At 63.8% G+C, this 11,113-nt stretch carries 11 protein-coding genes; 6 read left to right on the top strand and 5 right to left on the bottom strand.

All coding sequences use genetic code 11. The annotated features are described in order from the left end of the window. A partial coding sequence (locus tag PMI15_RS04460) for a DJ-1/PfpI family protein (RefSeq protein ID WP_007864308.1) occupies positions 1 to 364 on the bottom strand: 364 nt, incomplete at its 3' end. Between the two features lie 82 nt (positions 365 to 446). Here PMI15_RS04460 and PMI15_RS04455 point away from each other — a divergent pair. Further along, entirely contained in the window at positions 447 to 1,370 is a 924-nt protein-coding gene (locus PMI15_RS04455; protein ID WP_007864307.1) for a GlxA family transcriptional regulator, read from the top strand. Positions 1,371 to 1,412: 42 nt separating this feature from the next. Here PMI15_RS04455 and kynA read toward each other — a convergent pair whose 3' ends face one another. From kynA to kynB, 3 genes are read right to left on the bottom strand one after another with little or no spacing between them, the layout of a single operon-like run. Next, complete coding sequence (kynA, locus tag PMI15_RS04450; RefSeq protein ID WP_007864306.1) at positions 1,413 to 2,267, bottom strand: tryptophan 2,3-dioxygenase; 855 nt, start codon at positions 2,265 to 2,267, stop codon at positions 1,413 to 1,415. Next, complete coding sequence (gene kynU, locus PMI15_RS04445; RefSeq protein ID WP_007864303.1) at positions 2,267 to 3,547, bottom strand: kynureninase; 1,281 nt, start codon at positions 3,545 to 3,547, stop codon at positions 2,267 to 2,269. Before kynU ends, kynA begins: the two co-directional genes overlap by 1 nt. 10 nt (positions 3,548 to 3,557) lie before the next feature. Further along, on the bottom strand, positions 3,558 to 4,205 hold the full coding sequence (gene kynB, locus PMI15_RS04440; RefSeq protein WP_007864301.1) for an arylformamidase: 648 nt from the start codon (positions 4,203 to 4,205) through the stop codon (positions 3,558 to 3,560). A 210-nt stretch (positions 4,206 to 4,415) separates the two neighbouring features. Between kynB and PMI15_RS04435 the strand changes: the two genes are divergently transcribed. Next, positions 4,416 to 5,180 carry an SDR family oxidoreductase gene (locus PMI15_RS04435; protein ID WP_007864298.1) on the top strand — a complete coding sequence of 255 codons (765 nt, stop codon included), beginning with the start codon at positions 4,416 to 4,418 and terminating at the stop codon, positions 5,178 to 5,180. A gap of 99 nt (positions 5,181 to 5,279) precedes the next feature. Then, entirely contained in the window at positions 5,280 to 6,416 is a 1,137-nt protein-coding gene (locus tag PMI15_RS04430; RefSeq protein ID WP_238541072.1) for a GntR family transcriptional regulator, read from the top strand. Here the strand turns inward: PMI15_RS04430 and PMI15_RS04425 are convergent. After that, positions 6,341 to 7,705 (bottom strand): adenylosuccinate lyase family protein, encoded by a 1,365-nt coding sequence (locus PMI15_RS04425; RefSeq protein WP_007864291.1) that lies wholly within the window; start codon positions 7,703 to 7,705, stop codon positions 6,341 to 6,343. The genes PMI15_RS04430 and PMI15_RS04425 overlap by 76 nt on opposite strands. A gap of 331 nt (positions 7,706 to 8,036) precedes the next feature. On the opposite strand from PMI15_RS04425, the gene PMI15_RS04420 reads away from it, so the two are divergent. The 3 genes from PMI15_RS04420 to glk are packed head-to-tail and all read left to right on the top strand — an operon-like array spanning position 8,037 to position 11,035. Further along, positions 8,037 to 9,020, top strand: coding sequence for a porin (locus PMI15_RS04420; protein WP_238541071.1), 984 nt, complete (start codon positions 8,037 to 8,039; stop codon positions 9,018 to 9,020). A 12-nt stretch (positions 9,021 to 9,032) separates the two neighbouring features. Continuing rightward, on the top strand, positions 9,033 to 10,004 hold the full coding sequence (locus PMI15_RS04415; protein WP_007864286.1) for a tripartite tricarboxylate transporter substrate binding protein: 972 nt from the start codon (positions 9,033 to 9,035) through the stop codon (positions 10,002 to 10,004). After that, positions 10,004 to 11,035 carry a glucokinase gene (gene glk / locus PMI15_RS04410; RefSeq protein WP_007864283.1) on the top strand — a complete coding sequence of 344 codons (1,032 nt, stop codon included), beginning with the start codon at positions 10,004 to 10,006 and terminating at the stop codon, positions 11,033 to 11,035. Before PMI15_RS04415 ends, glk begins: the two co-directional genes overlap by 1 nt. The last annotated feature ends 78 nt before the right edge of the window (positions 11,036 to 11,113 follow it).

The following is an 11,113-nucleotide window of genomic DNA, read 5'->3' as shown; positions in this document are numbered from 1 at the left end:
CCTGCCAGTGGCAGGTGCTTCGCCTGCCCCTGAGAAGGCCCGCGGCGCCGAGCAGCAGCGAGCCCGTGCAGATGCCGAAGATGTACTTCGCCGACTTTGCCTGCCTGCGGGTGAAACCGACCCACTCGGCATCCAGTATGGCATCGTCGGTTCCAGGTCCCCCCGGCACCACCAGCAGGTCGCAGGGCGGTGCGTTTGCGATGGTCGTGGTGGGCACCAGCGTGAGGCCGCGGTCCGAGCGGACCGGCTCCAGCGACTTCCCCACGAGCTCAACCTGCACCCCCGGCACACGTGCCAGGACCTCAAAAGGCCCCGTTAAATCAAGTTGTGTCAGGGCATTGAAGAGAATAATATTAACTTTCATGAACACCCTTCCTAAGACGCTGAAGGTAAGGCCAGCTGCCGCAGGGGCAGTGCCAAAAGCGGGCGAATGTGCGCCAAAATGGGTGGCATTTCTTTTGTTCGACGGCTTCCAGCCCATTGACCTGGCCGGGCCGTGGCAGGCATTTACCACGGCCAATGAAGAAGTGGGCGTTCCGGTGTATCGCCTGACCACCATGGCACAGAAGGACGCCGTCACGAGCGCCGACGGTGCATTGAAAATCCATGTGGACCACGGTCTGGGGGCTGCCGCGGCATTGCCGATCGATGCGCTGGTGGTGCCGGGCGGTGGCGGCGTCCATGCGGCATGTGCCGATCTCCAGCTGGTCGACTGGCTGCGGGAAAGAGACCAGGCCACACGCAGAACCTGCAGCGTTTGCACGGGGGCCTTCCTGCTCGCCGCCGCCGGCTTGTTGAATGGCCGGGAGGTCACCACCCACTGGCGATCCGCCGGGAGGTTGCAGCGGGACTTCCCGGACCTCAGGGTCAACGACGACAAGATCTACTGCGAAAGCGGCAAGTACTGGACCACGGCGGGTGTGACGGCCGGCATCGACCTCGCGCTGGCCCTTATCGAGCGCGACCATGGCGCCGACATCTCACAACGTGTCGCGCGGCGGCTGCTTGTCTATTTACGCAGGGACGGCGATCAGCGCCAATACAGCCAGGCCCTGAGGATTCAGGATCGGGCCGCCGCACCCTTTCGCCAGTTGATCGAGTTGTTGCAGGCCCGGCTTGACCACGACTGGTCCGTCGACGCGATGGCGGACCTGTGCAATATGTCCCGGCGCACTTTTCAACGCAAGTTTGCGGAAAACTTCGGCATGGGCCCCATAGCCGCGCTCAACAGCCTGCGCCGTGAACAGGCGGAAATCCTCGCCAGCTCGGGGCGTCTGTCGGGGAAGGAAGTCCAGAGGCATACCAGGTCGACCCGGGGTATTTCCGGGACAGCGGCGGCGGCGCGTCATCGCGCCGGCGGCGCTTGCTGATCACCAAAGCCCGGTAGGCCACCGTCAGCACCCCGGGGGTGCCTATAAGTCGGTGCGCAATTTCCAGATCTCCGGGAACAGCACCACGTCCAGCATCTTGCGTAGGTAGCTGACGCCGCCGGTTCCGCCGGTGCCGCGCTTGAAGCCAATGACGCGTTCCACCGTGGTCACATGCCGGAATCGCCAGAGCCTGAAAGCATCCTCCAGGTCGGTGAGTTCTTCGCCCAGCTGGTAAAGGTCCCAGTATTTCTTCGGGTCGCGATACACCACCAGCCAGGCCTGCTCGACTTCGTCGCTCTCGACGTAGCCCTGGGTCCAGTCGCGCTGGGTGTGGCTGGCCGGAACGGCCAGGCCGCGGCGGGCCAGCAGGCGCAGGGCTTCGTCGTAAAGCGAGGGGGCTTGGTAGGCGGCCTGCACTTGCGCCAGCAGGTCGGGCCTGTGGGCGTGGGGCTTGAGCATGGCGGCATTTTTGTTACCGAGCGCGAATTCGATGCAGCGGTACTGCGCGCTCTGGAAGCCGCTGGAGTTGGCCAGGTAGGGGCGTATCGCGCTGTACTCGGGCGGGGTCATGGTGGCCAGCACGTCCCAAGCGTGGACCAGCTGTTCCATGATGCGGCTCACGCGCGCCAGCATCTTGAAGGCGCCGCCGAGTTCGTCGTTGGCGACGTTGGCGATCGCCGCGCGCAGTTCGTGCAGCATCAGTTTCATCCAGAGTTCGCTGGTCTGGTGCTGGATGATGAACAGCATCTCGTTGTGGTCGGGCGAGAGCGGTTTCTGCGCGCCCAGGATGGCGTCGAGCTGCAAATAGTCGCCGTAGCTCATGGATTGGCTGAAGTCCAGCTGCGCTTTTTCGTCGCGCACGATGTCTTCGGGGGCTTGTGGTTTGTTGCTATTCATCAGGTGACCGCGTGCTTCTGGTTGAATTCGGCTTTTCGCCATTCGGCTGTTTCAAGCACCTGCTTCAGATGTTCGACGGCGTTCCACACGTCTTCAAAACCGATGTAGAGCGGGGTGAAACCAAAGCGCAGGATGTCCAGGTGTTTGCCGGCTGCGCCGTCGCCGGCGCGGAAGTCGCCGATCACGCCGCGCGCGATCAAGGCCTGCACGATGGCATATGCGCCTTCGGTCCGAGTCAGGCAGACTTGCGAGCCGCGTTGCGCATGTTCGCGCGGTGTGGCCAGGCCCAGGCCGTGGCCCGCGCAGCGTTCCTCGACAAGTTGGATAAACAGGTCGGTGAGTGCCAGCGACTTTTGGCGCAGGGCCCGCATGCCGCCCAGGGCTTCGGCGGCGAGCACGGTGTCCAGGCCGCATTCCAGCGCGGTCATGCTCAGGATGGGCTGGGTGCCGCAGAGGTAGCGCGAGATGCCTGCCGCAGGCCGGTAATCGGGCGTGAACGCAAACGGCGCGGCATGGCCCCACCAGCCGGCCAGCGGCTGCCAGAAGCGGTCGGCATGCTTGGGGTTGACCCAGACAAAGGCCGGCGCGCCGGGGCCGCCGTTGAGGTATTTGTAGCCGCAGCCAATCGAGAAGTCGGCTTTCGTCGCATTCAGGTCCACCGGCACCGCGCCCGCGCTGTGCGCCAGGTCCCAGACGGTGAGCGCGCCGGCGGCATGGGCCGCGGCGGTGAGGGCGGCCATGTCGTGCATGGCGCCGGTGCGGTAGTTCACATGGGTCAGCATCAACACCGCGACCTCGCTTGTGAGGGCGGCCGCGATTTCTTCAGGCTCCACCAGTTGCAGGCGAAAGCCGCGCTCACGGCACAGGGCTTCAGCGATGTACAGGTCGGTAGGGAAGTTGCTGCGCTCGCTGACGATCACCTTGCGCGTGGGTGCGTCTTGTGCTGCGATGTGCAGTGCGGCGCTGAGCACCTTGTAGAGGTTGATGGAGGTGCTGTCGGTGGCCACCACCTCGCCGGGGGCTGCGCCTACCAGCCGGGCGATCTTGTTGCCCAGGCGTTGCGGCAATTCGAACCAGCCGGCGCTGTTCCAGGAGCGGATCAGGCCCTGGCCCCATTCGGCCGTCACCGCCTCGGCGACGCGGGCGGCCGCCGTGACGGGGAGCACGCCCAGCGAGTTGCCGTCGAGGTAGATCACGCCTTCGGGCAGCGTGAATTGTTCGCGCAGTGCGCGCAGCGGGTCTTGCGTGTCGAGGGTTCGGCAGTCTTGCAGAGTGGTCATCTTTTTTTCTTCAGGGAAGTTCGCGCAACACGGCGCGCACGGGGGAGGCATCGGCCCGGGTCAGTTTGAGCGGCAGGGCAATCAGTTCGTAGTCGCCTTCGGCCACTTCGTCGAGCACCAGGTTTTCCAGCACGCGCAGGCCGTGCGCCAGCAGCTGGTGGTGGCTGGGCAGGTCCTGGCTGGTGGCTGGGTCCACGCTGGGCGTGTCTATGCCGATCAGGCAGATGTTTTTGCCTGCCAGTAACTCGAGTGTTTCGGGTGCGATGGCGGTAAAGGCGTCCCAGGCCTGGCTGGCACTGTGCGAAGTGCGCAGCAGCACGCGCGCAGGAAGGTCTTCCAAGGCGTGGGCGACGTGTTCGGGCAAGACCAGCGGGCCGCAGTCCAGGCAGTGGATCACGCGGCAGGGCCCGAGGTAGGGGGTGAGGTCCAGCTCGCCGGCGCTGGCCGCGCCATTCGCATAGTGCAGCGGCGCGTCGGCATGCGCGCCGGTGTGCGGGGACAGCGTGATGCTGTTGACGTTGACCGGGCAGCCCGGCGCCAGGGAAAAATGCAGTGTCTGGGAGTAGGCCGTGTCACCGGGGAACACGGCCGCGTTTTCATCGACCGGTGGCGAAATGTCCCAGAGTTTGCGCGGTGCTGATGGGGTGGCGGCAGGCATGGATCCAAAGGTAGCACCGGCAAAAAAGCCGTGGTGTCGGTTATTTCCAACAATCTGAAAAATAGTTGAGACTTAAAGTATCTGCCGATGCTGGCCTGTCCAGGGGTCATGCGGCCTGCGCGAGGCTGGGGCACAATCCAGACCTGTGGCGCATCGCTGCATCGATTTACCAATACTCCCTCCAACCCTTCCAGAGAGACAAGGCAGACCATGAATTCCGAGAACAAGTCCAACGGCAAAGTCGCATTCGTCACCGGTGCGGGCACCGGCATCGGCAAGGCCGTGGCCCTGGCCCTGCTGCGTGAGGGCTATAGCGTGGCGCTGGTGGGGCGTCGCGTGGAGCCGCTCAATGAAGTCGCCAAAGAATCCGGCACGGACCGCGCCCTGGCGCTGCCCACCGACGTGAGCAAGCCAGAGTCCGTGGCGGCGGCCTTTGCCAAGGTCAAGGAAAAGTTCGGCCGTCTCGACCTGCTGTTCAACAATGCCGGCGTGGGTGCGCCGCCGGTGAACATTGAGGACATCACCTTTGAGCAGTGGACCAATGTGGTCGACATCAACCTGACCGGCTCCTTCCTGTGCGCACAGGGGGCCATCAAGCTGATGAAGGCGCAGTCGCCCCAGGGCGGCCGCATCATCAACAACGGGTCGATCTCGGCCCATGCGCCGCGCCCCAACTCGGCGCCCTACACCTCGACCAAGCATGCGATCACGGGCCTGACCAAGTCCATTTCGCTGGACGGCCGCAAGTACAACATCGCCTGCGGCCAGATCGACATCGGCAATGCGCTGACCGAACTCTCGGCCCGCATGGCCAAGGGTGTGCCGCAAGCCAACGGCGAGATCGCCATTGAGCCCATGATGGATGTGAACGAAGTGGCCGCCGCGGTGGTGCACATGGCGGCGCTGCCGCTGTCGACCAACGTGCAGTTCATGACCATCATGGCCACGAAGATGCCGTTTGTGGGCCGCGGTTGACGCGTCTGTGAAGCTTGCCGGGCTCAGCGAAGGGAGCCCGGTGGTGTGTCCCGCCTTCCAGGTGGCGGGCGCCGGTGAAATGTGTTGTATTGTATGTATATGAACAATACGGCCTCCGACCTGGAACAGTACCTGGACGAGCTGGCGAACAATGCCCGTCCGGGGGATCGCCTGCCACCCATACGTGATTTGATGCGCCGCTTCGGCGTATCGCAAATGCTGGTTCAGCGTGCTTTTCAGGGCCTCAAAACCAGGGGACTGATCGATTCACAGGTGGGGCGTGGAACCTACTTTCGGGGGGATGGCGAGCCAGCGCTGGCTAACGCCGGCCCTCGCTTGCAGGCAACGAGGTCGGTGCTGCTGCTCAGGCGCTCCATCAGCATCACCCGCGGCCGCGTATTGGTGGAAGGCCTGCAGCGCCGCTTCACCGCCGACGGGCATCGCGTGCTGGAAGTGTCATACACCGACCCGGCCCATGCGCGCACCGTATTGAAAGGTTCGCCGCGCTTTGACGCCTGCGTCGTCCAGTCGACCTACAAGACCATCACCATCGATCTGCTGGCCGCGCTGAGGGATAAATGTGATGTGTTGGCGGTGGACGGCGCGACGCTCGCCGGCACGGATGTCGAAGCGGTCGGCATGGAATGGGGCGAACCCCTGGCCAAGGCGATTGCCCTTTTGCGGCAGCAAGGCCATAGCCGCATCGCGTACGCGGCAACGTCGTCCCCCGTTCTGGCAACGCAGATGGGCCGCCGGCGGTTTGAATACCTGCAGAGCAACCTGGCGGACGCGGAGCTCCACGAAATCACGGTGCCGCACCTGCCTGACGACCACTATGAAGCGGCGCTTGCAGACCTGGTCAAAGCCAGCCGGGATGCTTCAGGGCAGCTGCCGTTCACTGCCCTGGTGGCATGGGGCATTGAAGACGGCGCCAAGTTTCGGCAACTGATGTCGGAGGCCGGTATCGGCATCCCATCGGCGCTGAGCGTGGTGTTGCTGGGGCGCACGGATCTTGCGAATGAGCATGCCAACTTCTTTGACACCGTGGGGTGCAGCGTTGCCGACCAGATCGAGTCCCTGTACCAGGCGATCAACGCACGCTGGGCTGACCCCTCCATTCCCTATGGTGTGCGCCTGATCCCAGTGACGAGCAAAGCGGGTCAGTCCATTGCGGCGCCGCCGTCGACCACGCGCTCTACGGTTTCGCGCGTGAGCGCCACCGATTCCCCGACATAGCTGCTGGCGACGAGCGCCTGCACCAGGTCGGGCGGAAGCTCGCGTTTTGCAAACAGGGGATGCTCGCCGATGGTTGTCATAAAGGGCACGCCCTCGGTCTGGGACCGCTGCGCCGCTTCGTAGAGCAATTGATGCGCTTCATGCCGCCCCATCAACCGGGTCAGCCGCATCATCACGGCTTCCGACGCGATCAGGCCGTTTGACAAATCGAGGTTGCGGCGCATCGCCTCGGGGTGCACGACGAGGCCGCGGGCCAGGGTGGAAAGGGTTTGGGCAATCGACGCCGCGAGGATGGCGATTTCCGGCAGCAGCGTATCCGTGACGTTGGTCGCGGAGGAGTCGCCTTCATCCATGCGGACCATGGCCTCGAGCGCCGCCGGCACACGGGCCCGCATCATGCGCGCCAGGCTGGCCAGCAACAGTGCGGTCGACGGGTTGCGTTTCTGCGCCATGGTCGAGCTGCCCACCTTCCCCATGTGGAAGGCCTCTGCAACTTCGCCGATTTCGGTGCGCTGCATGAACACGACATCCTGGGCGATTTTTTGCGCGGTGCCGGCGAGCAGCCCCAGCGCAGAGATGTAGTCACACACGCGGTCGTAGGACGAACGCATGGGCAGCCCGGCGGGCTCAAGACCCAACTGCTTGGCCATTCGCGCCTCAACCTCTCGCCCCGCGCTGCCCATGGCCGCGAAAGTGCCTATGGCTCCGCCCAGGCTTGCCACGAATGACGATGGCAATCGCTGCTTGAGCCGATCGCGGTTGCGGTCGAGTTCGTCCAGCCAGCCCGCGAGCTTGAATCCGAAAGTCATGGGCAATGCGTGCTGGCCGTGCGTGCGGCCCGGCATCACGCTTGCCTGATGCGCCAGCGCGAGTTGGCCGAAGGCGGCAATGGCCGCATCCAGATGGTTCGTCAGGAGCTGATGCGTTTCGAGCATCTGCAGTGAGCTCGCGGTGTCGAAGATGTTCTGGGTGGTCGCACCCCAATGGATGAAACCGGCGGCAGGCTCGCCGCACAGCTCTTCGAACTGGTACAGCACGGGAACGAGCGGGTGCTGCGCGAAGGCAATGTCGCTGGAGAGGCGTTCCAGGTTGAACAGCCGGGCATCGGCTTTCTCCGCGATTGTGCTGGCGGCCTCGGCAGGAATGACACCCAGTTCAGCCTGGGCGCGGGCCAGCGCGGCTTCGACGGTGAGCCAGGCCTGCAGCGTGGCGACATCACTCCAGATGCATTTGGCTTCAGCGCTGAACCAATGGCCGGTGATGAAGGATTCGAACATTCCGATGTTCATAGGGCTCCAGTCAGGCGGAAACGGTTTGCTCGGGGGCTGGCGCTGACAAGGGGAAGTCCGACAAGCCGTGATGTCGGTACATATTGTATGAATTGCATTGGTGTCGAGGGTTGGCAGTGATTTTGGCTAGCTTGGCTTTCACGAGTCTCTCAGAAGTCCCTGCAGCAGTTCTGCTTGAAATTTTGATAAATACAATATTAATTGTACTGTAATACAATAAATACATATATACTGCCTCCGCTGGCTGATGGAGCCGGCGCATAACAAGGAGACAAGCTTGAAGACATTCCTCTTTCCACCTTTGGGCCTATGCAGGGCCCGAAACGCTGCCGTGCGCAGCGCATTGCTGGCCGCAAGCGCGCTGGCCCCGGCTTTTTCAGTACACGCCCAGTCTTCACTGACGATTTACGGCATCGTTGACCAAGGCCTCACAAAAGCGACCAGCGGTACCACGCCCGCCGGGATGCTGCCCGGCCGGGCTCCCAACGACGACTGGAACATCAAGGCCGGCAACACCTCCCGTCTGGGTTTTCGCGGCGAGGAAGACCTGGGCGGCGGCATCTACACGCGTTTTCAGATCGAAACCCGGTTTGCGACGGACACGGGAGCGCTCAGCAATGCCAATGTCTTCTGGCTGGGCCGCTCGGTCCTTGCCATCGGCAGCAAGGACTGGGGCGAGATTTATTCCGGCCGCGAATACTCGGCAGCGTACACGGTTGCGCTCAATACCGACCCCACGCTCTGGAGCTATGTCAGCCAGACCGGTTCCACCTACACCTATGCGAACTACCTCCCGGTTGCCGCGACGGTTGAGGCCTCCAACATCCGATGGAGCAACACCATCGGCTACAAATCGCCGGCGCTGGGCGCCGTGAGCTTCGAGCTGGCAACCGGCCTGGGAGAAGGCACGCGCCAGCGAAGCACCTCCGCCAACGTCCAGTACAAGGACGGCCCGGTCTGGCTTGGCGCGGCTTACGACGGCCTGGACAACAGGACCAATCTCAAGCTCATCGCGGGGGGCTACGACTTCGGTGTGGTCCGCCCCACGGCCAGCTATTCACGCGCCAAGGGCGGCCTAAACGGCGATGCCACTTCGTTCACCGTATCGGCGCTGGTGCCCCTGAGCTTTGGGCGCACCTATGTCTCTTACGGCAACCTGCGCCCGGCGACCCACCTCAACTCGAAAATGGTGGGGGCGGGGATCCAGTACGACCTGAGCAAGCGCACCTTGCTGTACACGAATGTAGGCTCCGCCAGGCAGGTCGGCCAGAGCCGCACGACGGCGTTCGACCTTGGCATCAAACACACCTTCTGAAAGGAGCCCGGCATGAATCGCAGATTGTTGAATCAACTTGCCCTGCTAGGCGCCGGCGCACTGCTGTCGGGTGTTGTCCATGCGCAATCCGACAAGCCCATCTCGCTGGTGGTCGGGTACTCCGCCGGCGGCAGTGCCGACCTGGTCGCGCGTGTTGTCGGCACCGAGCTGTCCAGGCGCTTGGGACGCCAAGTCATTGTCGAAAATGTCGCGGGAGCCAGCGGCATGATTGCCGCGCAAAAAGTGCTCAACGCACCGGCAGACGGCAACGTCATTTATATGGGCGGCACGGATACCGTGCTCGTGCCGATGGTCAACCCGAAGACCCGGCTCGATTGGGAGAAAGACCTTCTGCCCGTCGGGCGGATGAGCGCGGTGCCGATGATCTTTGCCGTTCCTGCGGGCTCCCCTTATGCGACGCTCTCCGACCTGGTGGGTGCGCTGCGCAAAAACGGCAAGGCCGGCTTCAATTACGCCACCCCCGGCATCGGGACGATGCAGCATCTCTATGGGGCGCTGATCAACAAGCAGGCGAAGGTGGAAATGCTTCACATCCCCTACCGCGGCGGGGCGCAGATCGTGAACGACCTCGTCGGCGGGCAGGTGGACAGCGCGGTGCTGGTCCTGTCGACCGCGATGCCCTTCCTCAAAGAGGGCAAGATCAAGGCCTTGTCGGTGTCCGACGGCGCGCGTGTCGTCCAGTTGCCGAATGTCAGGCGCATTGGCGAGGAAGAGGGGTTTAACGGCGTTTCGCTGCCGCTGTGGCAAGGCTTGTTCCTGAAAGCCGGAACGCCTCCCACCATCGTGGCCGCCTATGAGAAGGCCTTGCTCGAAGCTCTTGCGCAGCCCGAGGTGCGCACCAAGCTCGCGGAGGCGGGCATCACGGTCGCCCCAATGCCCGGGCGCGAGCTGCGCGCGTTTGTCGCGCCTCAAGCCGCGCTGTACCGCGACATTGTGAAGACCGCAAAAATCACCATGGAGTGATGGCGCTGTCTTGCTGTCCTGAGGTGGCTGCGGACGGCGATACGCGGCTTCTGGCCGACATCGGTGGAACCAACGCGCGCTTTGCCTGGCAGAACGGCGCGGGGGAGACCATCGCCGACGTGATGACCTTGCCCTGCGCCGGATACGCAAGGCTTGCGGATGCGATGCGGCATTACCTCGCCATTCTGGGTCGGCAAGCACCCGCGTACTGCGCCATTGCCATCGCCAACCCCGTGCGGGGCGATGAAGTGCGAATGACCAACCATCACTGGACTTTCTCGATTCGTGCACTGGCTGCGGAGTTCGGATTCGCCAGGTTGCGGGTGCTGAATGATTTCACCGCCCTGGCGATGGCCTTGCCGGCCCTGGACTCCGCGGAGCTGCGACAGGTTCGAGGCGGCAAGGCTGTCCCCTTGGCAGCGATGGGGCTGATCGGCCCTGGCACCGGCTTGGGTGTCTCCGGCTTGCTGCCCGACGGGCGGGGCGGCTGGATAGCCATCGAGGGCGAAGGAGGCCATGTCACTCTCGCGGGCTGCACGCCGCGGGAGCAATCCGTGATGCAGTGGCTCAGTTCCCGGTATGGCCATGTGTCGGCCGAGCGCGCGGTGTGCGGCAGGGGACTGGCGGACATTCACCGCGCCGTGCAGGAGATCGATGGCGCGAAGGCGCTTGTCGACCTCGACGCGGCGGGCGTCGTCTCGGCGGCTCTTGAGCGTGAGGACCCACAGGCCCTTGAGGCCCTGGACCTGTTCTGCGCATTTCTTGGAACGGTCGCGGGCAACCTGGCGCTCACGCTCGGTGCCTACGGTGGCATATACATCGGCGGCGGCATTGTTCCCCGCCTGGGCAATGCTTTCAGGCGCTCGTCATTTGGGCAACGCTTCGAGTCCAAGGGCCGTTTCGCGCAAGGCCTGGCGGAAATACCCGTCTATGTGATCAAGGCGGCGCAATCGCCCGCACTTCGCGGCGCCGCCATTGCACTGGAGTGCAGGCAGGACGAAGCGCTTGCAGACATGGCCGCAGCCCTGTGAAGGGCCGGGACACGCAACGCCTGGGCTTTCCCCGCTCCTTGTACAGATCGGACCGGCGCTCGCGTGTTACGCGAGCTG

The sequence above is a fragment of the Polaromonas sp. CF318 genome (genome assembly GCF_000282655.1).
Lineage (GTDB): Bacteria > Pseudomonadota > Gammaproteobacteria > Burkholderiales > Burkholderiaceae_C > Polaromonas.
Note: the sequence above shows the minus strand (reverse complement) of the source record. Positions and strands in the feature narration are given on the sequence as shown.